Genomic DNA, 22,405 nt, shown 5'->3' with positions numbered 1-22,405 from the left:
GTCCACGTTACGGCGTTTCAGTTGTAACTGCAAAATTTTTCCGCGGTGATCAGAAGTTGCACAACACACGATCGTGCGTCGGTCCATCCCATCAACGACAACTAGTCGACGGCCCTTCGCCCCGAGCAGCAACCTGCGCTGACCTGCGCGGGCGCCAAATCACCCGTGGGCACAAAACGAGGCTGCGGTCGAAGCGACCGGCGTGCAGTTGGAGCAACCGGTTTCGCTAGAGCAAACCGCTCCGCCGCGCGACCTCCGATAATCGACGTTATGTCAGTTTGTTCGCACACACCCCGCTCGACGGGCTCCGAGGTGTGGTTGCACACGAGCTTCGGAACCCGTCGGAGTCCCGCCGGCTAGGCGCCGGGTGCGAGGCCGAGCTGCGTGAGGATGCCGAGCTCGTCGCTGCTTCCCCAGCGCTCGGCGAGTTTGCCGTCGACGAAGGTGCTGATCTGCATGCCGCGGATCTTCACGGACTTGCCCGTCGGCGCGTGGCCCTGGAACACACCGGTCTGCGTGCCGGTCAGCGTGTAGGCGAACGCGACGCTGTCGTCGTCCGCGACGAGCTTCTCGACCTCGAGTGCCATGTCGGGGAACGCGGTCCGCAGGTCGCCGAAGAACGCGGCGTATCCCTCTGGACCGGGTGCCTGGCCGGGCGCCGGGTCGTGATCGACCGAGTCGGGCGCGACGAGTGCGTCGAACGCGGCGAAGTCGCCGGCGTTGACCGCCTCACCGAAGGCCTGCTGGGAGGCGATGTTCTGCTCGCGAGTCATGTGCTGTCACCTGTTCTGCACCGGTCCGGTGCCTCGAGGAGTGGTGCGGGTCGTCAGCGACGGTACGCAAGCCCGTCGAAGGCGGTATAGGGCTTGCGCGCTCCCCCGGGCGCTTCCCACTGCCGCTTCTCATAAGCGAGATTATGTCAGCTTGCTGAGGTTCAGCTAGTCATAGCCGGCCCTCCAACCGGCCGCCCGAAGAGGGAGGCGCGGCAATGGCAGCACCGGCACCTCTACGCCACACATGATCAAACCTCGCAGCCACCACTGCACGCGCACCAGCCGCTGCTCATTCGGACAGGCTCTCGCCCAAACCACCCCTTCACATCACATACATCGGTTTGTGGATACTCACGTCTAAGTGAAGTACATCCCACCTCACAGGTCGCACCCTAATTGGCGAACTGGCTAGCGACTAAAGCGCGGGCTGGTCCTCCGAGATCAGCCGCGCAATAGGCGCTTGCCGGGCTTTGACCTCTCTTATTGTTTTTGTGTCTCCTCGCGACGGTCGCGACGGCGCGAATCTCCCCAAGCAACAAGACTGGCCGCAAAACCTCCCGCAAGACCGAGCAGCACACCGAACATCAGCGTGCGAGTGTTCTGATTTGCGCGCTCCGGCATTGAATCTTCGTACTCAATCACGTACGGAACAAAGTCCGAGGAATGGCCGGACGGTGAGGGGTTGCGTGTTTCACACTCTTGACCTGCGAACTCTGTCGCTTCGGCCTCGGAACGCAGCTGCTGGTCGAGCTCGTCGAGCGCCTCGGCTCGGGTGCGCAGCATTGCCTTCTGATCCACCGTTCCAGTGTCCCGATAGCCGCCCCGTCACCGGGCATTTCATCGGGCGGGTCTTACGGGACACTGCCGCCCGCGCCGACGCGCGGCACATGTCAGTTCTCGAGGTCCTCTGCACAGATCTTCAAGGTCGTCTGCACAACCATCGGAGCCGTCTTTCGGAGCCTACGCCGGCGTCGGAGAGCTGCGTATCTAGGTGCTCTTGCGTCCGAGGACGCGGAGGCCGTCTGGTCGCACCTCACCCGTGGGCGAGACGTGTCGGTAGAGCGTCTGGCGGGAGATGCCGAGTTCTTTGCAGAGGGCACCGATGTTCGTTTCCGGCTTGCCCATCGACGCCATAGCGAGTCGCACCTTGGCGGGCGTCATGGTGAACGGGCGCCCGCCGACCCGACCGCGTGCTCGAGCGGACGCGAGGCCCGCCATCGTGCGTTCGGAGATGAGCTCGCGCTCGAACTCGGCGAGGGCAGCGAAGATCCCGAAGACCAGCTTGCCGGCAGCGGTGGTCGTGTCGATCGCCGCCCCCTGACCCGTCAGCACCTTCAACCCGATGCCGCGCGCGGTGAGGTCATGGACCGTGTTCACCAGGTGGTGCAGGTCGCGCCCGAGCCGGTCCAGCTTCCACACCACGAGCGTGTCCCCCTCGCGCAGTGCCTTCAGGCATGACAGCAGACCCGGCCGATCATCCTTCCGGCCGGACGCGAGGTCGGAGTACAGTTGCGCGTCCTCGACGCCGGCCGCGAGCAGCGCATCGCGCTGCGGATCTGTGGTCTGCGTTCCATCGGTCTTCGAGACGCGCATGTACCCAACGAGCATCACGGACCCCTGTCACTTATACGGCCGAATACGTGACACGGTGCTGATGGGATGGCGCGCCGAGCGAAGGCGTCACGTAACTTGTCACTCATTCTAGGTCTCGTGAACGGCCGAAATCAGGTTCCGTGACGGCGGGTAGTCGCGTACGCGGCCTGGGCGCACCGGCCAGAGCGTCGTACGTTGGGCGCATGCACGCGCGACCCGACTCTGGCCGTGAAAGGCGACTCCTCTGGCGGGGTCTGCTCGCTCTTGCAGCCGCCGTGATCCCGCTCTCCGGTTGTGCCGCTGACATTCCTGGGCCGTCACCAACCTCGCCCATTGTCGCTGCAGCACGGCAGGACACGCGTCCGCTGTTTGACGAGGCGATGGCGGTGGACGCCGTGCCTGGCGTGCGAGAGGTGGCACGGGCGACGGAGGACTGGTGCTTCGGAGAGGGAGGATCCGATCAGATCGGCGAGTCAGGGTCAGTTATCACGACGGTCTGCCGACTCGACGGAGGAATCGTCTACGCGGTGGACGGCGCCGATCAGCTCGTAGCGGCCGAAGCCGTCGACAGATTCCTCGCGACCAACGGAATCCACGGCACAGGAGTGAGAGTCGTTGATTCTCTGGTCGGCGTCGACCTACTGCAAAGCGGCGACATCTCCGGTGGTGGTGGTCGTGGGCTTCCCGGTGGAGGTGCCAACGGGACGGCTACCGTCCGGTGGACTCTCGTCGCCGCCTCCCGATTGCAGGTCGATGGCCTCCCGCTCCCTCAGGGCTTCAACCGTCAGTCCTACGAAGGGTCGATCACCGAGTCGACTCCAGCGGATGTGCGCGCAACGGATGCCTCTTTCGCCCTGACTGTCGATTTCGGTTGGCGATATTTCGCGGGTACCGGTGACGGGTCCCTTTCCTCGCCCTGACGGCTAAGCGATTCCCATGCGAGACGGACCGCAGAAGGTCGGTCTTGCGCGATGCTTCGATGGCCTAGAGGCTGGATCCGCGACCGTTCGACCAGCGTCGCCTTGGCTCGACAGCAAAGGAGATCGCTCTGACTGAGGACGCGGTGATCCTGGTTCCCACCTACTACGACGTCGCATGGATCGTCTTCTCGATCCTCAGCGTCGCTCTTCCCATCGTCTCGATCGTGACTCTCATCACGACGAAGACCCTCACCAACGCTGCGCGCGTCGGGTGGACCGTCGTGGTCGTGCTCCTGCCGATCTTGGGCTCGGTGGCGTGGCTCATCACCCTGTGGGCGAGCCGTCGGTTCCGTGTTGCTGATCAACAGGTACTCGATCACCTGTAACAGCAGCTCGGCTGGCGACATGTCCCAGGTATGAGCCCACCACAGTCCGACCGCGAGGCGAGCTTCTCCGAGCTGTACGAGCGCGAGTACGTCAGCGTCGTCCGGTTCCTGAGGCGTCGCACTGACCCCGAGCGCGCCGCAGACCTCGCGCACGAGGCATTCCTGATCGCCTGGCGCCGACACGACACCGCGCCATCGGAAGACGAGCCCACGCGTGCGTGGCTGTTCACCATCGCCCGCAACTGCCTCCTCAACGACCTCCGCAGTCAGCACCGCACCGCCGCCCTCGCGATCCGGGTCGCCGCTCACACCGACGCGGCCGCGCGGTCGCCGGAGGACGCGATCGCGACCCGGCTCGACCTCTACCAGTCCTGGCAGCAGCTCACACCGCAGCACCAGGAAGCGATCGCGCTGACGGCCTGGGAAGGGCTCGACTCTCCCTCCGCGGCCGGAGTGCTCGGCATCACCGCTGTCGCCTTCCGACTCCGACTTCACCGAGCACGCACCGCGCTGCGGGCGTTACTCGATCCCCCCTCACGCCAGCACCACGCCGACTCGCCCGCCTTGGAGGCATCATGACCACGCCCGAACTCCTCGCCACGAAAGACCTCGACCCGGCCGCTCAGTACGAGCTCGACGGCCCGGCTCGCGAGGCCGCCGCTGCGCGGCTCCAGATGATCCTCCACAGCGACCCGGTGACCGCTCGAGAGCCCGCCGCTCGGCGCCCTCGGGGATGGCAATTCGTCCTTCCCGCCGGGGTCGGGGCGGCAGCGCTAGGAGTCGCTCTCGCCGTCCTGCCGTCCGGTGTCGACTCCCGCGCGTACGCCTCCTGGACCTCCACATCGGACATTGCCAGCGCCTCCGACCTGGCCACCGCCGGCGAGGCCTGTGCGTCAGGTGACGCGGAGCAGCTCGGTCAGCCGGCGATCGGGGAGCGGCGCGGCAACTGGGTGATGGTCTCCTACACGACGCCCAGTCAGCGAGCGTGCCTCATCGAGATTCCGGTAGGGACGAGCACTGCGGGAAGGGCACTCGTCAGTTCCACTGGAAGCGAGGGCGGCTTCGCGCCGCTCGCTGAGGAATACACGCAGGGAGGCATCAGTCAGTTCGCGGGCGAGAACCTCCCGCCCGCCGTCTTCACCCGCGGCGACGTCGGCTCGGACGTGACCGGGCTCACCATCCGCACCGGCGACGGCACGAGCGTCATCGCCACGATTGCAGACGGCCACTGGGCAGCGTGGTGGCCGGGAACCGGCCTCACCGAGGGAGGCGAGACTGGCCGCGGCGGACCGGAGCCCACCTTCACAGTCACGCTCACCCTCCGCGACGGAAGCACCATCACCGACGCCAGAGAATCCTTCAACCAGCCCTAGTCGGCTCGTGAATCTTCGCGGCCGACGTTAAGAACGAGCCTCGGCCGGACACGTCGACAGTGACGAGCAATCACCGAGGGGGAACCGGCATGGACGATCTGGTGCGACGAGCTGCGCCGCTGGCGCTGGGCGAGGATCCGGCGGCCGCCGAAGCCGCGCGTGGCATTGCCCGGGCAGTGGCCGAGAGCCGTCCGCCGCGACGCGCGTGGTTCCGCTCCGGAGTCGGAGTGACGGTTCTGGCGATCGGGTTGGTCGGAGTCGGGACCACGGCCGCCGTCGCGGGGCCGTCGCTGCTGCAGTGGGTGGGATGGACTCCTGACGTCGCTGTGCAGCGCACGTTCGAGCTCGCTGAGGGTGCCGACATCGGAACGTGCGCGGTCGTCGCCCGGATCCAACCGGAGTACGGCGGCGGGCTCTCTATTGAGGAGACCGACGAGCTGACCGAGAGGGCCCGCGAGTTCCTCGCGCAGCACGACTGGGATCCGGTGATCGCCCGTGTCACTCCGGAGGACATCGAGGCGGCCCTGGCATCGAATCAGGCGGGGATCGATGAAGCGAACGTCGCGGCGGAAGCCGCCGGCCGGCCGGCAGACATCCCCGACGCGACCCCCGGGGTGATCGCCAGCTCCCTCATGGGCGACGAGATCCGGGAGGTGCTCGAGGAGGCCGGTTACTTCACGACCAGCACCTCCATCGAGATGGCGGGCCAGTGCGACAGCGAGTCCCTCGGAACCGACGAGTGATCGCGCGACGACGCCGGTCCGACCAGGATGCAGCACTCGAAAGCCTTCACGCCGCGAACGCAGCTGACCTACTCAGCTACTTCGGCCGACGAGTCGCCGTTCCCGCTGATGCCGCTGACCTTCTCAGTGAGACCTTCATCGTCGCGTGGCGACGCATCGAGCAATTGCCCGCCGACCCCGAGCGGGCACGCATGTGGCTCTTCGGCGTCGCCCGCCGAGTCCACTCGAACGCCGCACGAGGAGCCATCCGACACGACGATCTCACACAGAAACTCCGCCAGCACTTCGACAACCACCCAACCGATCCCGTCAACGCAGACACCCTCGACATCCGCGCAGCCCTGAACTCCCTTCCGGAAAACCAGTCCGAACTGATCCGGCTTATCCTCTGGGACGGCTTCACCCTCCCCGAAGCCGCAACAATCCTCGGAGTGAGCGAATCGACCGCACGCGGCCGACACCAACGAGCCAAACTCCGACTTCAAACTCTCCTCCGACTAGGCGAACCCCATCGAGGTTCCACCAACAAGGACCTCCGATCATGACCAGCGCTCCCGCTTCGGCAACTCCGACGACCTCGACCGCCGCACCCGAAGCCTCACTGGACACCTTCATCACCTGCTCCGGAGTCGGATTCACCACCGCGATCGCAGCCCTCGTTCTCATGCTCAGCAGCTTCATGGTCGCCACGGGCGTGACCGATTCGGACCCCTCTGAAGGAGTTTTCGGTATCGCGTTCGGTGCGGTCGGCGTCGGAACGTGGATCGCCCTCGCCGGCGTCGCCGCTCACATTGCGGTGCGGAGACATCCGCGTCAGCGCGTCCCGGTCGCCTCAACTCCTGCCGTAGTGAGCCTCGCCTGGTGTGGACTGGCCATCTCCCTGTTCTCCTTCTTGATAACGGACGTCCTCGGCCCTCTGTCGATGACCTGGTTGTCCTCCATCGACTACCTCCTACTCGCGCTCCACGCCGTCCTTCTGACCGCAGGCACCATTCCGGCAGGGCTCGGGTTCCTGGCGACCGGCATCGTTCTCCGAAGGATCCGTTCCCGCCGCAAGCGGGCTGCGCTCGAGCTCGAGCCATCCCGGTGAACGACCCCCTACCGGACGCCAGCTAGACCATCGCTGACCGGGCGTCGTTAGGACGGATTCTGCTTCGGTGACGGGAGCGGGAGCTACAAGTCAGTCGCACCGAGCGGCGTGTCCGTCAGCCGGCGTGTGAGCGCGTCCCGCGCGGCCGTGAGCGAGGCGATCGTGGGACGGTCCAGGCGAGGGCCCGTGATGTCGCTGAACGGACTCTCGGTGTCGGTGCGCGCGGAGACGAGAGCCGCGTACTTGGTCGCAGCGCTCTTGACGACGGCGGCGGCGCTCTCGATGCGGCCGCGTCGGCTCTTCTTCCCGGAGGCGAGCTCGGCGTGCTTCTTCAGCGCGTCAACGAGCTTGCGGTGGGCGGATTCGATCTTCTTCGACATGGCCCCATGCTCGCGCGGCGATACCGGCCGCTCAACGAGCAGGGGTCCGTTAGGAGATCCTCGTACAGGGCAGTCCCGAGTCGGCTCGTTCATGGCCTCGCGTCGGAGACGCAGTAGCCCGAAAGTCCTGATGGCGAGCGTCAGTCGGGAAGGCTTTGCCAGACGATCGACTCGACGGGTTCGCCACCCGGAGCACACTCGTCTGGCACACCGTCCAGCGCGAGGTAGCCGCCTCCGCCTTCGACGAGCTCACCCGAACTCACCGAGCCGAAACCAGGGACGTCGATCATCTGGCCGTCGTCGCTGAGACGCGAACCAGCCGGGAACTTCAACGGGAACGTCGTCTCTCCCACACTCACCGCCAGGCAGCCCTGATCGGTCGTCGTGAGCGTCCCAGTGAAACTCGCCTCCATCACGGCACTCGGGGTCGCGGCAGAGACCATCGCCGTGACGCCCTGTGCCCTCTGCACCGAGATCCCAGAGCTGGAGCAGGCCGCAAGAGTCGCGGCCGAGACTGCGCACACCAGCACCGTGACGATCCTTCTCACGGCAGAAGCCTCCCACTCGGGCGCTCTCCGTGCTACCTCGCTGCTCACTAGCCGTACTGGCCAGACTGTGCCGGTGGCCGGTCCCCATACGGAACGGCGAAGCGGCGCCCGGTCGTGTGTGCAGGGGACCTTGAACATCTGAATACCCACGGTCGTCTGCACGAGCGCCGCGTTGACGCGAAGAACCGTGCAGACGAGCGCGAGAATCGACACACGTCGAGACGCCATCTTCGGCGGCCGGACGACGACCCCCTAACGGACAGCACCGGAGTAAGGCAGCGTGAATGAGCGACGACTCCTTGGCACGATCACGGACACTGGCTTGGATGAGCACATGCAGACGCTCATCCCCCTGTCAGGCCGCGAGCTGTGGACCACGACTCATGGCGCCGGCACCGATGAAGACACGACGATCGCGATCGATCGCGGACTGCACGTCGCGCGCTGCTCGGTCCGCACCATGGTGCGCCCCGGGACTCGCGTCGGACCCCGCGGTCACGTACACGGGATGGTGACCGACCCCGTGACGATCGCCTCCCTCGCCGCCGACTGTCTCCTCCTCGGCACGCTCCCCACAGACTCCCGAAAGCGCGATGGGGTCGCCGTGATCGAGGAAGTCGAAGCTCGTTCGCTCGCTCTCGCCCAAGACCGAGACGGATGGACCGTCTCGGTACTCCCTGTCGAGGGGATCGACTACGCCCTCTTCTCGCGCACCATCCCGGAGGGCACGATCGCACATGCCGACCTCGGATGGGCCGTCATCGCCATGTGGAGCACCGGCAGCGTCTACGACGGACCTCTACGACGAGCGGACATCAATCCGGAGGATCACCTGCCCGACCGGTAACCCATCCCCTTACGGGACACCGCAGGTGGCATCCACGCAGGACTTCAGTCCTCGGAGATGTAGCCGGTTTCGGGATCGATCTGCGAGAGGAAGCTGTCGATCATCGGGCGGATTTGCGCATCTGTCGGCGGAGAGTCCCCTGACCAGCTGGATCCGAAACCGTACCCAGGGTTGGGGCCACTAGCCCATGAGAAGTGGATCCCATCAGGCCTGGCCGTGACCTCGAACGTCTCGCCATCCACGACAACAACACGCGAGCTGGTCGACATGCGGCCATGGTTGCACGAGACCGAAGCACTGAGCGATCCTCTTTCGGACACCACCCGACGCCCGAACTTGCGACAGATGGAACGCTCGTCTAGGTCGATCAGCGGGCGGGGTGCCGCTGGCTAGGGTGGGCGCATGCGTACGTGGGATTTTTACCTCTCGGGTCAGGAGGTGGTATCGAACGCTTGGGGCTCGGAGGTGACTCAGCAGTCCGCGCTCGACGTGAATCTCCTCGAGGGGCTCCTGCGCGGACCGAACCCGGAGCACGGCGATGTGGAGATCGCGGTGCCTCTCGCCCGGGTCGTGCACGAAGAGTACGAGGCCCACGGCACCCATGGCTCACCGCTCAGCAATGACGACTCACGCTTACTCGTCCGCGCGTTGAAGGCGGTCCTCGCGCGCCTTGGCATCGACACCTTCGATCCACCGTTCCGTGACTTCGAGACGTTCCGCAAGTATTGGCAGGCGAACGATGGGTACGGCAGCTGGCAGGCCAGGCGCAGCATGCTCAATGAGCAGTTCGATGCACTCCACGAGATGCTCGACGAGCGTGAGACCGACTCGCTCGCCGGCGCACTGGCCGATCCCATTTCGCCGCGAAAGGCCACCGGATGGCAGCGCGTCGATGGGGAGCTGAACGAGATGCGGCGACACTTCCGGGCAGCTCGGACGGAGCAGGACTACTCGAACGTCGGGAACGACGCGGTGGCCGCCCTCGAAGCGCTTTCCGCGGCCTCCTACGAGCACGCACGGCACGGTGAGCCTGGCGTCGATGAGCCGCCGATCCCCAGCACGAAGGCCCGCCTTGGTCGAGTGGTTGAGGTCGAACTACCTGGGTCCGAGAACGCCGAGCTGCGCAAAGTCGTTCGTGCGGCCATCGAGCTCGCGCAGGCCATGAAGCACCGCCGGAACGGCGATCGGCGCTCGGCAGGCATGGCCGCAGACGCGGTGTTACTCGTCGTGAATCTGGTCCGACGACTTCGGTGACCTGCGACCCGGCCCTCGTCGCGATGACGGATTCCCGTACGGAACGCGCTAAGCCCACCGCCGATCGGCCCAGGGAGCAGGCTTCACGCCTGCCGGCACGGCGAGGCTGAGACCTCGCAGGGTGAGGAAATGACTGCACAATTTAGAATTAGCTTTTTTACTATTCCGAGTTGAGGAGAGATTATTGATAGGGCACAAATAATGAAAGATGATAAGTTATTTTCGAGAAGAATTCCGAAGTCGGGCAATGGGGCTCGAGTGATTGCATGGATCGTTAACCCGGTTATATGCGCCGCTTTTCTCGGAATAGTCGGGCCGAATTGGAACTGGTCGCTTACAGATTTAATTGTTCTGTGCGCACTTCTAGTCACTATTGTTTTAGCGGTGCGGGCAAGACTGTTCGGAGTCTATGTGAGTCAAAACTCTGTCGTAATACGCTCCTGGTTTCGCTCTCATACTCTGGCCCGAGAATCAATTCTCTTCTTTAGCGAATCGCCCTACGCGGGCTTCATATCTGGCGGGTCAAACTTCCTTCCCGGGGATACTTCACCTCTGCGGATGTTGTTCTGTTCATTCTTCACAAACAGCACGCCAAGACTTGTGCAATATCCGGTAACGCTCTCGACAAGAAGAGGGGCGGACCGCTTAGGAAGCGATATTTTCGATGCAACCCGGATCGATTACATCAGCGACCGCGAGCACTTCAGCGACAAACCGGACCACTAACACTTCCGATTGAAGCTCCTCCGGGGGACCCAGTGCGCCGCCGGCGATCTGGATCCGGCCACGCTCTTCCCCGCGCCGGCGTTCCGCTGAGCGATCCCCCAACGGAACGGGTGCCCTCGCGCTCTCCGCTGCGGCGATGAGGGCCGGTGCTCTGGAGTTCAGGCGAAGTAGGGTGGGCGAAACGCAACGGGGGACGCCATGGGCCACGAACGACCGACCTACAGATTCAAGATCGGTGCGGTCGCGGTCGCACTCATGGCCCTTCCTCTTCTCGCTGGGTGTGCGCAGCAGGACACCAGCATCTACGACGACCCGACCGTGTACTCGGACTACGACAGGGCGCAGCAGGAGCAAGACGCACTTCCCTCGCTCGAGAACCTCGGCGACAAGCTCGATCCCGACTCGATCCGGTTCGCCGGCTCGGTCGAGGGCCTCGACTTCTACTTGGCCCTACCTCGCGAGGGAGCCGGACACTGCGTCATCGTCAACGAGGGCGACGAGCCGGTGAGTGGCTGCGGCGAGAAGCTGTCGAAGCAGAACGACTGGACGGTACAGATCCACCCTGACGACGCCGTACCGGGCGACGCCACCGGCGATGGCTGGACCCAGCTCGGCAAGAACCTGTCGGTCCGCGCAAGCTGACAGCGGGAGCACGCTCTCCCTTGATCCGCGGCACGCGGCGGAGAGCAGCGGCCCGACCGCATAGCGACCCGCTGAACGATCCCCATACGGGACGCAGGATTAGCTGAACTCGGCGCTGCTCAAGATCTGCGGACGAGCGTCGGAAGAACGCTGTGGTCGACGGTCTCGACGACAGCTGCGGTGACGACGGGCCCGACGGTGAAGCGGCGGGGTGGCGGATAGTTTCGCCGAGAAGGCGCCCGCGCAGCTCCACGAGGAGCGCGACGATCCGGGTTCGCTTCTCAGGTCGCCGCCCCTACTCCTCGGGGGGCCTGAAGACGCGGCCAGCCGGGGTCGTGAGACGCATGACGACGGCGGCTCGTGCCCCACATCTCCCGCATTACGGGTCCATGTAGCCTCTGCGCGCATCGAGGCCCTTTTGTATACCACCGCCAGCGAACGTTTCGAGGTGTATGCCCTTCTGCGCGGTCACTACAGCTCAGAGGGAGGTTGTAGCATCGTGGAAACCTGCCCGAAACGGTATTTGGGATACAAAAGAGGAGTCCTCGCGGTGACCATCACTCTGGAGCCGCTTTCCCCCTCGCCCTGCTGGGAGCTACACATGTCTGCTGTATCCCGCACCACCGCTCCGCCCGCTTCAGGCCACACGGTCGCCTCCGTCCTCGACTCCATCGGCTTCACCCGCGCGCAGTTCTGGATCTTCCTACTGATCCTCGCCGGGGAGTTCTTCAACACCCTCGAGCAGAACTCGGTGGGTGCCATGGGCAGCCACATCAAGGAGACGCTGCAGATCGGCGACGTCCAGCTCACGACGATCAACACCGCCACGGTCATCGGCGGACTGATCGGCCGCGTGCTGGCCGGCTACCTCGCCGACCGCTACGGCCGCCGCTTCTCGCTCAGCCTCAACCTGCTGATCTACACGCTCGGCGGCCTGCTCAGCGCCGTCGCGATGAACTACGAGATGCTGCTCGTCAGCCGCCTGATCGTCGGCATCGGCATCGGCGGCGAGTTCATGATCGGCCTGGTCATGCTCTCCGAGATGGTCTCCACCCGCTTCCGCGGCACCGCGATCGGCGCCGTCAACGTCGGCGCCGGGGGCCTGGGCAACTTCCTCTCCTACGGCCTGTTCCTGCTGCTGCTCGGCCCGCTGGAGACCCCGCTCGGCGGCCCCGACTCCGTGTGGCGCTGGTCGTTCGTGATCCTCGCCGTCCCCGCGCTGCTGGTCGTCTTCTACCGCCGCAAGCTGCCGGAGACGCCGCGCTGGCTGCTCTCGCAGGGCCGCACGGAGGAGGCGAACCGCTCGCTCGCGATCCTCGCCTCGAACTCGCTCACCCCCACCGCCGCCCGTCCGCCCGTCGAGCTCTCGCCGGACGACCTGCCGCCCGTGAAGATGTCGGCCTCGCCCGCCGCGGTGTTCAGCCGCCCGGTGATCCGCCGCACCGCCGCCCTTGGCGTCGCGTCCTGGATGGCCTTCGGGTCGCAGGTCACGCTGAACTTCCTGATGCCGACCCTGCTGGTCGAGCGCGGCTACTCCGTCTCGGAGAGCCTGCTCTACACGATGATCATGAACATCGGCTCGCTCCTCGGAGCGACCACCGCAGCCCTGATCGCCGGTCGCGTCGGCCGTCGCACCGCCGTCGGCGCCGCCGGAGTCCTCGGCTGCCTCACCGCGCTCGCCTTCGCCGGCTTCGGGAACGGCACCGCCGCGATCCTCGTGCTCGGCGCCCTCTTCCAGTTCTTCACGATGGTCACCAACACGACCCTCGCCACCTGGACCGCCGAGATCTTCCCGACCGCGATCCGCGCCTCCGGAGCCTCGATCGTCAACGGCATCGGCAACATCGCCGGAGCGGTCATGCCGTTCCTCGCGGTCGCGCTCTACGGCTCGTTCGCCTTCGCCGGCGTCTTCGGCCTCGCCGCCGTGATGTACGCGGTGCTCGTCGTCGCCTCCCGCTTCGCCCCGGAGACCCGGGGTCGCTCGCTCGAGGACGTCAACGAGAACGCGATCGCCGCCGCCCACTGACCCACCCCGCCCCCTGGCGCTCCGGCACCGTTGGGCGCAACCATCCACCGGACAGCACCACAAGGAGCACCATGGACACCCTCACCGTCTCGGCCACCGCCAACGGACTGAACTACCTCCCCGAGTACGTCGCCGACGTCGGCGGCCTGTTCGCCGAGCGCGGCCTCGCCGTCACCGCCACCGCCTGCGACCCCTGGACCGGCGTCCTCGACGACCTCGACTCCGGCGCCGCCGACCTCGCCCTCGGCGGGCTCTGGGTGCCCGGGATGTACGCCGGAACGAGCCGCGAGCTGACCGTCGTCGGCCAGCTCAACCACCGCTTCCCGATGACGATCGTGGCCCGCGACGGCTCCGGACCGGTCGGGCTGGACTGGCTGGCCGGCAAGGTCGTGCTCGCCCCGGGCGCCGGCGGCAGCGCGCCGTTCGAGTTCACCGCGGGCCTGATCCGCGAGGCCGGGCTCGACGTCTCCGCCACCCGCTGGGCGCGCGACCTGTCCACGGCGATGATGCTGGAGCTCTACCGCGACGGCCTCGGCGACGCGATCGTGCTCGACCTGCTCTCGGCGAAGGAGCTTGTCGCGGCCGGCGGCGGGCAGATCGTCTTCCGCCACCTCGACGCGGGCGTGATGCCCAACAGCGTCTACTACACCCGCACCGAGCGGGTCGAGGAGCTCGCCGACCGCACCGAGCGCTTCGTCGACGCGATCGAGACGGCGATGCAGAGGATCACCGCGGGTGAGGCCGGCGCCGAGATCGACGCGGTGCTCGCCGCGCGCTGGCCCGACCGCGACTCGGCGCTCCTGCACGAGGCCGCCGACGAGATGGCCGCCGGCGGGGTCTGGGACACGACCGTGATCGACGAGGCCGCCTCCGACCGCTGGATGCGGATCCTCGCCGAGGCCGGCCTCGTCACCCGCGCCCCCTCGCTCGCCGAGCTGACCGGCCGCGCGACGGTCGGCGCGCGCTGATGACGCTCGTCCTCGCCTCCGAGCAGATCGCCGGGCTGCTCCCCGACGTCGACGTGCTCGGCGCGGTCGAGCAGGTGTTCGCGGACCTCGGCTCCGGGGCGCTGCACCAGGGCGCGCCGACGGCCCTCGCGGGCGAGGACGACGGGCTGATCCTCCCGATGGCGGTCCGCTCCGATGCCCTGGGCCTGGCCGCCGTGAAGCTGATGGCGGACCTACCCGGAAACGCAGCGCGCGGGCTGCCGACGCAGCGCTCGACCATCCTGGTCACCTCGCTGCTCACCGGGGAGTGCGTGGCCGTCCTGGACGGCGCGCTGATCACCCGGGCGCGCACCGCCGCCGCCTCCGCGGTCGCCACCCGGCACCTCGCCCGGGCGGACAGCCGGGTGCTCGGGCTGATCGGCGCCGGCAACCTCGCCGTCGCGCACGTCCGCGCGCTGCAGGCGGTGCGCGACCTGGACGAGATCGTGGTCTGGTCGCGGTCGGACGCGACGCTCGACCGGTTCGAGGAGGCGGTCGGGCACCCCGTGACCCGCGCCGCGGATCCGCGGGCCGTCGCCGAGTGCTCCGACGTGCTCTGCACGCTGACGCCGTCGGTCGAGCCGATCGTGCACGGGGCCTGGCTGCACGCCGGCCAGCACGTGAACGCCGTGGGCGCCCGTCCGCGGCCGGAGCACCGCGAGCTCGACTCCGCGGCGATGGCGCTCGGCACGCTCGTCGTCGACAGCGCGGCCACCGCGCGGGCGAAGTCCGGAGACCTCGTCCTCGCGATCGCGGAGGGCGCCCTCGACGCGGCGGCCGGGCTGCTCGAGCTCGGCGACGTCGTGGCCGGCACCGCTCCCGGCCGCACCCGGGACGACGAGATCACCGTGTTCGACTCCGTCGGCCTCGCCGCGCAGGACCTCGCGGTCGCCGCCGCGCTGATCGATCTGGCGCGGCTGCGGGACGCGGGCAGCGCTGTCCGACTGTCCGGCGTCCCCGCGGCGGCGGGCCGCTGATGCGCATCGCCGTCGTCAACTGCAACACGACCGAGTCGATGACCGAGACGGCCGCCGCCCGCGCCCGGCTCGCCGTCGGGCCGGGCACCGAGATCGTCGCGATCACGCCGAGCTGGGGCGTCGCCTCGGCCGAGGGCTGGTACGACAGCTTCCTCAGCGCCGCGGCCGTCCTGCACACCCTCGAGCGGCTGCCGGCCGGCATCGACGGCGTCGTGATGGCGGGCTTCGGCGAGCACGGCCGCGAGGGCGCCCGCGAGCTGCTCGACGTGCCCGTCGTCGACATCACGGAGGCGTCCGCGCACCTCGCGATGCTGCTCGGCCGCCGCTACGGAGTGGTCACCACGGTCCGCCGCGCGGTCGGCCAGATCGAGGACAGCCTCACCACCGCCGGCCTGATCGCGCACTGCGCCGCGATCGAGGATACCGGCCTCGGCGTGCTCGAGCTGGAGGAGGATCCGCAGGCGACCCTCGACGCCTTCGTCGCGGCGGGCGAGCGCGCGATCGCCCGCGGCGCCGAGGTGATCTGCCTCGGCTGCGCGGGGATGGCGGGGCTCGAGGAGCACGTCGGCGCGCGGCTGCCCGTGCCGGTGGTCGACGGGGTCGCGGCGGCGGCCGCGCTCGTCGAGACGCTCGTCCGGCAGCGGCTCGGCACCAGCCGGATCGACAGCTACGCCCGCCCGCTGCCGAAGGAGCGCAGCTGGCCCGGCGGCTGAGCGCGGGGCCGAGCGGGGTGGCCGGCGGACCGCACAGGCAGGGCCGAGCGTGTTGAATGGTCGCACCGGCGTCGCGAGGAGGACCGTCATGACACTCGCCAGCACCGAGGAGTCGCTCGCCAGCCAGACCTACCGGACGCTGCGCCGGCAGATCATCCTCGGCCAGCACTCGCAGGGATCGCGGCTGGTCGAGGCCTCACTGGCCGCCGAGCTGCACGTCTCACGACTGCCGGTGCGCGAGGCCGTGCCGCAGCTGGCCAACGAGGGCTTCGTGCGGATGCTCCCACGCCGCTCCACCCGCGTCGCCCAGTGGAGCATCGAGGACGTCGTCGAACTCTTCGACGTCCGACTCAGCCTCGAGACCCTCGCCGCGCGGCTGGCCGCACAGGCCGTCGCCGCCGGTGCGTCACTGCAACCGCTGCTCGACGCGATCGACGCGGAGCACCGTGCCCTCGACAGCGAGGACTGGCTCGAGGTCGCCGAGACCTCGACCGTCGTGCACGAGGCAATCGTCGAAGTCGCCGGCAGCGCCCTGCTCTCCTCGCTGATGCGCGCCGTCACTGGGCGGATGACGTGGCTGTTCTACCTCACCAGCGCACGCGACCAGCGCCAGCAGTCCGACGAGCACCACGGCCTCCTCGACGCGATCCGCGCCGGCAACGACCGCCTCGCCGAGTCGATCGCCTTCACCCACATCGAGAAGGGCCGGGCGCCCTCCCTCGCGATGATCGCCGGACAGTAGCCGCCAATGTGAGGCGGTGCCCCTGCGACCGGTAAACCATCCCTTTGCGGAACACCTGATCGTGTAGTCGTGCCGTGTGCTGCTCAACCGACGATCACGGCGGTACGCAGAGCCGGAACCCAGCTGGTGACGGCGCGGACGACACCCGAGCCGAGCATCAGCCACTGCCATCGAGCGCGAGAGGGCGTGCCGAGACGCATCGCTACGACCAGGAGAACGAGGGTTGCGAGGGCGACAGAGAACAGCGCCGGCCACGCGACACGGAACGCCGTGCACTGAGGCGGAAGGGACACCGGCGAGATCGGTCACAGTAGCGATCAGATCGAGCAGCGCCGCCTCGTCGTTGGCGACGCGGGCGGAGTGGAGCTTGGCGCCGGCTGCGTCGATGACGACGCAGTGATGGTGCCCCTTCCCCGCATCGATTCCGGCCCAAATCTGCGGCATGGCCGCTCCCTTCACTTCCCTCGTGGCGGTGATGGTCACGCCGACGTTTCCTTACGCAGCGATCTGTTCGCTTCTCTCAATTAGCGGTCGAACCATCGGGTGGACGGCGGGCGGCCATTCTTCACAAGCCGTCGCAGCGGCGATAACAGGGAAGCCATACCTGCCGTCCTCGGACGATCGACACACTACGACTGTGCCGAAACCGCCCGAGCAACAAGGTAAGGAAAACGGGTAATCCGGCCGCGTAGCGGCTCCCGCCGGCGGTGCTCCGTCACCGCTGCGCGTGCGGAGCTCGCGCCCCGCCGGAGAAACGACGTCGGTAGGCTTCGGGCAGGTGACGCTTGATCACCCCGAACGGGAGAACGACATGAACGCCGTGATCTACCGCATTCGCTCCATCGCCGCATCGCTCCGCGCGAAGTTCACCACAGCGCCGACGGCGCTGCCGAAGGATCCGTTCGGGGAGCCGCCCCGCGAGGCTCACGACCCGCACTCGTATCAGGAAGAGTCGTGGAAGGCACCTGCGCCCTCCACGATCAACTTCCACTAAAGCCATGCTCCCCGGGGGACCCTTCTATGGCTTCGAGTCAAGACCAAACACGCGATGAAGCGGTCGGTCGTCGTCTCGGCCTGAGACCCCACGGCGCCGGTCAGGGAGTCGACGGGGTCCCGGTGGATACTGGACGCCGCAGCGAGCCCGACGGGCCGCGTGTTCTGAAGCGAGGTCGTAGGACATGCCACAAGACAAGAACCTTCCCCCGTTCCTGAAGTACGCCAACAGGGTGATCGTGTTCCTCAACAACATCGGTATCACCACCGGTCCTCCGCATGTTCTGACCGTGGTCGGCCGAGTCTCCGGCGAGCCGCGCTCCACACCCGTCTCGATCGTTGTCGTGGACGGGGCTCGGTACGTGGTCGCCGGACAGAAGATGTCCTGGGTCAAGAACGTGAGGGCTGCCGGCCGTGGCGAGATCCAGCGCGGCCGACGACGAGAGGCAGTGAATTTCACCGAGATGACCCTTGAACAGCGCGGCCCGATCCTCAGCGCGTACTGGCATCAGCACAGCCAGGGCCGAAAAGTCGCCGCTCAGATCTTCGAAGTCGGCCCGGAGGCGAGCGCTGCCGATTTCGCAGCGGCCGCGCCGCGCTGCGCAGTGTTCCGCTTAGACGATCAGGACGCCACCACCCTCGCGTAAGACTCGTCACCTCTGACGCTCGTCGACGGCCGAACAGACGCCCTCGCATCGTGCTCGGCGCCCATTCATACGGCTAGGTGCACAACGCCATGCGGACCTGTAGCGCCTTGAATAGTTCACGTGCGATGTATCGCTTGACGCTGCGCCTGATCTCGCGGACAGTTCGGCCCTCTGACGTTCGTCGATCGACGTACGCGCGCGTGCGCGCCTCGGACACCATCCGTACGCGAGCGATCACGTCGAGCGCGCGATTGAGCTGACGGTCACCGCCACGGTTGAGCCGGTGACGTGTCGTGTTCCCCGATGACGCCGGAATCGGGTTCACTCCGGCGAGAGCTGCGAAAGCAGCCTCGCTCCGCACCCTGCCCGGGTGGGAGTATGCCGCGACTGCCACTGCGGCGGTGACCGGGCCGACGCCGTAGATCTGCTGCAGCCCGGGCGCGAGAAGCTCGACCAGCTCAGCTAACGCTTCGCGGTTGTGTCGCATCTGCCGTCCAAGATCGATCACGGTCGAGGCCAGCCGGACAGCTTCAGCGCGGATGATGCGCTCAGCCACGTCGGAACGATTAGCGTCCAGATTGGCGAGCTGCTGCACACCACGATCGGTGAGTGCCCGCCTCGTGTCGAGCCCGAAGTCCGCGGTACGAATCAACGCGTTGAGCTGGTTCCGGGCGCTCGTGCGACGAACTTCCATATCTCGGCGGGCGTCAAGCGTCACTCGGAGTGCATTGCGCAGCCCGTCGGCCGTCGGCCGAGTCAGCGCCTCGAGCTCGATCCCCATAGCCGAGGTCGCGGCAGCGATCGCGTCGATTTCATCAGTCTTGCCGCGGACGCGGCTCGACTTCTTCGGCGGCCGGACCTCGCAGAACACGATCTCGTCACGCAGCAGCGCTCGACCCAACGACGCACCGTAGGAGCCAGTGCCCTCCATCGCGAACAGAACCGACCCGCCCGCGATGCCTCGCACCCAGGCGATCGCTCTGTCGATCGCCGCCGCCGTGACCGGGAAGGCTTTCGTTCCGAGGATCTCGCCGGTCTTGGTAGCGACGATCGCGTAGGTGTGGGTGCGGGCGTGGGTGTCGACTCCGACGACGTGGTCATAGCGGTGGGCGACGATCATGCGGCCTCTTCTCCTCAGGGGTCATCCGGGTGGGATGCGCCGCGGAGGCATCTCTCTAACGAGTCACGCGGCCGAAGTCGCGGACAACCTTCTATCAAGCCATCGCAGCGTCACGCCGGAACTAGCTCGCTCGGACGGACAGGTCCCCAGCAAGACACAGCGGTCAAGAGTGTGATGAGTCACGCCCGAGCAAGCCAGGACCAGCCTGACAGCCGGCACCAGGCCAGCCGAGACCATTAGAGAGCGTGAGGGGATCGCCCCTCGCGGGCCGGCTGGAAGGCCGGCCCTCCCCCACCTGCGACCCCTGCATGTGAGACCGAGATCCGACTGCTGGACGCGGCGGATCTGGGGCACACCGAGATCTGATCGTCGCTGAAGGCCGAGGTCCCGCTCCCGGCCTTCGTCATTTCTGGTCCCCACCCGGAAAGGGGCCGCCGCGGAGGGACATCTGCCCGTTCCTGCACGGATGTTCACGGTAACGTCAGCCGACTCCTCAGCGGCGAGGAGGTCGGCGGGAGCTCGTGCCCCCGCCTGCTGCCGCTCGGGGCACTCAGCGAGGACCGACCCAGAGGACGACCATGCGACGACGACACGCCCTGCTCCCTGGAGCGCTCACCGGACTGCTGCTGGCCTCCGGGCTCGTCGCCGGAGGGCCCGCCGCGGCTCCAGCGGCGGCCGCTCCGGTGGCCCCCGCTCCCGCCGCTCCCGCTCCCGCTCCGGACCGCCCCGTCGCGGCTCCGGACGCCGAGCCCACCGTGATCGAGCCGGAGGCGGACGCGACGACGCAGCAGGCCGCCCTCGCCCTCGACGCCGACTTCGTCGACGTCGAGATCCCGGCGCGCGCCCAGGTGCAGACGCACCGCGTGACGATCGCGCTCGTCGCTCCGCAGGGCACCGTCCCGGGCGGGTACACGACCGCCGACGCCGTCCGCGCCCTCGACCTCGTCGACCGGTTCTACTCCCGCGAGACCAGCGGGGCGATCCGCTTCGAGCTCGACCAGGTCGTCGACTGGCAGGTCGTCGACCAGCCGATCGGCTGCACGAACACGGGCGGACTGCAGGACTGGATCGCGCAGAGGACCGGCTGGCAGCGCGGACCGGGCAAGCACCTGGTCGCCATGGTGCCTGAGGGTGACCCGTGCCCGAACTGGGCCAACGGCGAGCAGTCCGGCGATCCCGATGACGGCGGACGCGCGTTCCAGCCCGGACCGGACGCGTACTTCCTCGCGCACGAGCTCGGCCACAACCTCTCGCTGCCGCACGCCTACAGCGTGAACTGCGCCACGACCCGCGACTACGCCTCCACCCCGCTGCCCGCGGACTGCCGCCGCGAGGAGTACGGCAACCGGACCGACGTGATGGGCGGCGCCTGGTCGTTCCTGCCGCTGTCGTCCCCGTCGCTGGCGCGCCTGGGCACGCTGCCGAACACCCGCCAGCCGGTCTGCGGCGCACCCCGCACCACGACGCTCGACACCCTCGGAGCCGGACCCGCCGGCCGGCGTGCGCTCACCTGGAACGACCCGCAGGACACGGGCATCCGCTACTGGGCGCAGTACAACGACCGCGCCGACACGACGTCCGACGGCGGCGCGTACACGAGTCCCTTCCAGGTGCGCCGCGACGTCTCGGGCGTGCAGATCCTGCGCTCGAACCCGGGCCAGCCGTACGCCGGCGACCTGCTCGAGCGTCCGGGCGACGCGAGCGAGGCGAACGAGTTCGTGCTCGCCGGAGAGAGCGCAGTGCTCAACTCCGGCATGTCCGTGCGGGTCGACCGGATCGACGAGCTCACCCGGACCGCGACGGTCACCGTGACCGTGCCGTGCACCGACTACGTCGGCGACATCGCTCCGCTCGCCTCGTCGACGAGCGCTTCGTACACCTCGCCGTGGACCTCGGTCGGAGCGGTCGCCGACGGCGCCGCCTCGACGATCTGGGGCTCCTGGCCCCGGGTCGGAGAGCAGCACGTCGAGCTGCGCTGGCCGAGCGCCGTGACCGTCGACAGCGCCTCGGTGCTGTTCGCGAGCGACGCGGCCGACGCCGACGGACGCGGGCTGATCCCCGCGCGGTCGTGGCGGGTCGAGCACCTGGTCGGCGACGTCTGGACTCCCGTGAGCGGAGCGGCTCCCGGCCGCGAGCGCGACGTGCTGAACCGCGCGACGTTCGCTCCGGTGACCACGACGGCGCTGCGGCTCGTGTTCACGGCGTGGGGAGCCGGCGAGTACGGCGGGTCCACGGGCGTGGCCGAGATCGAGGTGAACGGCATCGCCCTCGCGGCCTCGGCGGAGGCGCGCGGGACGCTGCAGAGCGTGCCGACCGCGACGACGCGCGACCTCGCGCAGTCCGTGCTGGTGCGCGACTCCTCCGGTCGCGCCCTCGCGGGCCGCTCGGTGGGCTTCGCGATCACCGGGCCGGCGGCCTTCGAGAGCGGAGCGACGACCGCCGCGGTGCTGTCGGGCGCCGACGGCGTCGCCGCGCTCCCCCGGATCCGCACCGGCTCCACCGCCGGCACCGTCTCGATCACCGCGCGCGTCGACGGCGTGACGACGGCGCTGGCCGGAGCGAGCGTTGCGCCCGGCGCCTCCGTCACCGCGAAGGCGACCTCGCGGCTGATCCTCGGGAAGGTCGTCGTCACGGTGACGGCGACGAACACCGGCCGCGCGGCCGCCGATCTGACCGTCGTGACGCCCTACGGCACGGCGTCCTCGGCCGCGGTCGCCCCGGGCGCCACGGTGACCAAGGTGTTCCGCACGGGCAAGAGCTCGATCGCCGCCGGCACCGGCACGGTCACGGCCGTCTCGGGCGCCTCGCGCGCGAGCGTCTCGGTGGTCATCCCGCGCGCGTGACCGGGACGGGGGCTGCCCGCCCGCCAGGACGACTCCGTCCGGGCGGGCGGCTGCTGTTGGCGTCGAGGTGACGCGCCCGGGGA

The 22,405-nt window shown here is 68.0% G+C and carries 25 protein-coding genes and 1 pseudogene; 18 read left to right on the top strand and 8 right to left on the bottom strand.

Translation table 11 applies throughout. The features are described from left to right. Positions 1 to 356: 356 nt before the first annotated feature. The 3 genes from C5B98_RS01865 to C5B98_RS01860 form a co-directional block, all read right to left on the bottom strand. Complete coding sequence (locus C5B98_RS01865) at positions 357 to 773, bottom strand: ester cyclase (RefSeq protein ID WP_056045707.1); 417 nt, start codon at positions 771 to 773, stop codon at positions 357 to 359. A gap of 480 nt (positions 774 to 1,253) precedes the next feature. Next, the gene (locus tag C5B98_RS16560) at positions 1,254 to 1,571 is read right to left on the bottom strand and encodes a hypothetical protein (protein WP_146076865.1); all 318 of its coding nucleotides are present in this window, start codon (positions 1,569 to 1,571) and stop codon (positions 1,254 to 1,256) included. Between the two features lie 189 nt (positions 1,572 to 1,760). After that, positions 1,761 to 2,381, bottom strand: a complete 621-nt coding sequence (locus C5B98_RS01860; RefSeq protein WP_104262291.1) for a recombinase family protein — start codon at positions 2,379 to 2,381, stop codon at positions 1,761 to 1,763. 371 nt (positions 2,382 to 2,752) lie between these two features. Between C5B98_RS01860 and C5B98_RS16555 the strand changes: the two genes are divergently transcribed. The 7 genes from C5B98_RS16555 to C5B98_RS01830 all read left to right on the top strand — a co-directional run bounded on the left by C5B98_RS16555 (position 2,753) and on the right by C5B98_RS01830 (position 6,878). Beyond that, positions 2,753 to 3,286 (top strand): hypothetical protein, encoded by a 534-nt coding sequence (locus C5B98_RS16555; RefSeq protein WP_146076864.1) that lies wholly within the window; start codon positions 2,753 to 2,755, stop codon positions 3,284 to 3,286. A gap of 143 nt (positions 3,287 to 3,429) precedes the next feature. Next, entirely contained in the window at positions 3,430 to 3,672 is a 243-nt protein-coding gene (locus C5B98_RS01855) for a PLDc N-terminal domain-containing protein (RefSeq protein ID WP_181065431.1), read from the top strand. Between the two features lie 30 nt (positions 3,673 to 3,702). Next, positions 3,703 to 4,251 (top strand): RNA polymerase sigma factor, encoded by a 549-nt coding sequence (locus tag C5B98_RS01850; RefSeq protein WP_104262290.1) that lies wholly within the window; start codon positions 3,703 to 3,705, stop codon positions 4,249 to 4,251. Continuing rightward, entirely contained in the window at positions 4,248 to 5,045 is a 798-nt protein-coding gene (locus C5B98_RS01845) for a hypothetical protein (RefSeq protein WP_104262289.1), read from the top strand. The genes C5B98_RS01850 and C5B98_RS01845 overlap by 4 nt, the downstream gene beginning before the upstream one ends. An 89-nt stretch (positions 5,046 to 5,134) precedes the next feature. After that, complete coding sequence (locus C5B98_RS01840) at positions 5,135 to 5,788, top strand: hypothetical protein (protein WP_146076863.1); 654 nt, start codon at positions 5,135 to 5,137, stop codon at positions 5,786 to 5,788. Continuing rightward, positions 5,785 to 6,333, top strand: coding sequence for an RNA polymerase sigma factor (locus C5B98_RS01835; RefSeq protein ID WP_181065430.1), 549 nt, complete (start codon positions 5,785 to 5,787; stop codon positions 6,331 to 6,333). The genes C5B98_RS01840 and C5B98_RS01835 overlap by 4 nt, the downstream gene beginning before the upstream one ends. Then, entirely contained in the window at positions 6,330 to 6,878 is a 549-nt protein-coding gene (locus tag C5B98_RS01830; RefSeq protein WP_104262286.1) for a hypothetical protein, read from the top strand. Before C5B98_RS01835 ends, C5B98_RS01830 begins: the two co-directional genes overlap by 4 nt. 83 nt (positions 6,879 to 6,961) lie before the next feature. Here the strand turns inward: C5B98_RS01830 and C5B98_RS01825 are convergent, their stop codons facing one another. Beyond that, positions 6,962 to 7,258, bottom strand: a complete 297-nt coding sequence (locus C5B98_RS01825) for a hypothetical protein (protein WP_104262285.1) — start codon at positions 7,256 to 7,258, stop codon at positions 6,962 to 6,964. Between the two features lie 140 nt (positions 7,259 to 7,398). Continuing rightward, positions 7,399 to 7,806, bottom strand: a complete 408-nt coding sequence (locus tag C5B98_RS01820; protein WP_104267732.1) for a hypothetical protein — start codon at positions 7,804 to 7,806, stop codon at positions 7,399 to 7,401. A 280-nt stretch (positions 7,807 to 8,086) separates the two neighbouring features. Between C5B98_RS01820 and C5B98_RS01815 the strand changes: the two genes are divergently transcribed. Continuing rightward, positions 8,087 to 8,653, top strand: coding sequence for a hypothetical protein (locus C5B98_RS01815; RefSeq protein WP_104267731.1), 567 nt, complete (start codon positions 8,087 to 8,089; stop codon positions 8,651 to 8,653). A gap of 44 nt (positions 8,654 to 8,697) precedes the next feature. Here the strand turns inward: C5B98_RS01815 and C5B98_RS16550 are convergent, their stop codons facing one another. Continuing rightward, positions 8,698 to 8,922, bottom strand: coding sequence for a hypothetical protein (locus C5B98_RS16550; RefSeq protein WP_104262282.1), 225 nt, complete (start codon positions 8,920 to 8,922; stop codon positions 8,698 to 8,700). A 133-nt stretch (positions 8,923 to 9,055) separates the two neighbouring features. Between C5B98_RS16550 and C5B98_RS01810 the strand changes: the two genes are divergently transcribed. The 7 genes from C5B98_RS01810 (at position 9,056) to C5B98_RS01780 (ending at position 16,719) form a co-directional block, all read left to right on the top strand. Beyond that, positions 9,056 to 9,907 carry a hypothetical protein gene (locus C5B98_RS01810; protein ID WP_104262281.1) on the top strand — a complete coding sequence of 284 codons (852 nt, stop codon included), beginning with the start codon at positions 9,056 to 9,058 and terminating at the stop codon, positions 9,905 to 9,907. 924 nt (positions 9,908 to 10,831) lie between these two features. Then, on the top strand, positions 10,832 to 11,275 hold the full coding sequence (locus C5B98_RS01805) for a hypothetical protein (protein WP_104262280.1): 444 nt from the start codon (positions 10,832 to 10,834) through the stop codon (positions 11,273 to 11,275). A gap of 601 nt (positions 11,276 to 11,876) precedes the next feature. Then, a complete protein-coding gene (locus tag C5B98_RS01800) occupies positions 11,877 to 13,301 on the top strand; it encodes an MFS transporter (RefSeq protein WP_104262279.1) in 1,425 nt (474 codons plus the stop codon). A 71-nt stretch (positions 13,302 to 13,372) separates the two neighbouring features. After that, positions 13,373 to 14,269: an ABC transporter substrate-binding protein gene (locus tag C5B98_RS01795; protein WP_104327209.1), complete on the top strand. Its 897-nt coding sequence runs from the start codon at positions 13,373 to 13,375 to the stop codon at positions 14,267 to 14,269. Further along, the gene (locus C5B98_RS01790) at positions 14,269 to 15,264 is read left to right on the top strand and encodes an ornithine cyclodeaminase family protein (protein WP_104327208.1); all 996 of its coding nucleotides are present in this window, start codon (positions 14,269 to 14,271) and stop codon (positions 15,262 to 15,264) included. Before C5B98_RS01795 ends, C5B98_RS01790 begins: the two co-directional genes overlap by 1 nt. Beyond that, positions 15,264 to 15,977, top strand: coding sequence for an aspartate/glutamate racemase family protein (locus C5B98_RS01785; protein ID WP_104226500.1), 714 nt, complete (start codon positions 15,264 to 15,266; stop codon positions 15,975 to 15,977). The genes C5B98_RS01790 and C5B98_RS01785 overlap by 1 nt, the downstream gene beginning before the upstream one ends. 88 nt (positions 15,978 to 16,065) lie before the next feature. Then, positions 16,066 to 16,719 carry a GntR family transcriptional regulator gene (locus tag C5B98_RS01780; RefSeq protein WP_104224667.1) on the top strand — a complete coding sequence of 218 codons (654 nt, stop codon included), beginning with the start codon at positions 16,066 to 16,068 and terminating at the stop codon, positions 16,717 to 16,719. A 294-nt stretch (positions 16,720 to 17,013) separates the two neighbouring features. Here C5B98_RS01780 and C5B98_RS01775 read toward each other — a convergent pair. Further along, a pseudogene (locus tag C5B98_RS01775) lies at positions 17,014 to 17,163 on the bottom strand (transposase); the annotation flags it as partial. A gap of 334 nt (positions 17,164 to 17,497) precedes the next feature. Between C5B98_RS01775 and C5B98_RS01770 the strand changes: the two are divergent. Together C5B98_RS01770 and C5B98_RS01765 are read left to right on the top strand one after the other, a co-directional pair. Further along, positions 17,498 to 17,713, top strand: a complete 216-nt coding sequence (locus C5B98_RS01770; RefSeq protein WP_146076862.1) for a hypothetical protein — start codon at positions 17,498 to 17,500, stop codon at positions 17,711 to 17,713. Positions 17,714 to 17,897: 184 nt separating this feature from the next. Continuing rightward, positions 17,898 to 18,359, top strand: a complete 462-nt coding sequence (locus C5B98_RS01765; RefSeq protein WP_104226502.1) for a nitroreductase family deazaflavin-dependent oxidoreductase — start codon at positions 17,898 to 17,900, stop codon at positions 18,357 to 18,359. Positions 18,360 to 18,432: 73 nt separating this feature from the next. On the opposite strand, the gene C5B98_RS01760 is transcribed toward C5B98_RS01765, so the two are convergent. After that, a complete protein-coding gene (locus tag C5B98_RS01760; protein WP_104327207.1) occupies positions 18,433 to 19,479 on the bottom strand; it encodes an IS110 family transposase in 1,047 nt (348 codons plus the stop codon). Positions 19,480 to 20,057: 578 nt separating this feature from the next. Between C5B98_RS01760 and C5B98_RS16785 the strand changes: the two genes are divergently transcribed. After that, positions 20,058 to 22,322 carry an Ig-like domain-containing protein gene (locus C5B98_RS16785; protein ID WP_181027133.1) on the top strand — a complete coding sequence of 755 codons (2,265 nt, stop codon included), beginning with the start codon at positions 20,058 to 20,060 and terminating at the stop codon, positions 22,320 to 22,322. The last annotated feature ends 83 nt before the right edge of the window (positions 22,323 to 22,405 follow it).

This window comes from Rathayibacter sp. AY1A5 (assembly GCF_002930875.1).
GTDB lineage: Bacteria > Actinomycetota > Actinomycetes > Actinomycetales > Microbacteriaceae > Rathayibacter.
Note: the sequence above shows the minus strand (reverse complement) of the source record. Positions and strands in the feature narration are given on the sequence as shown.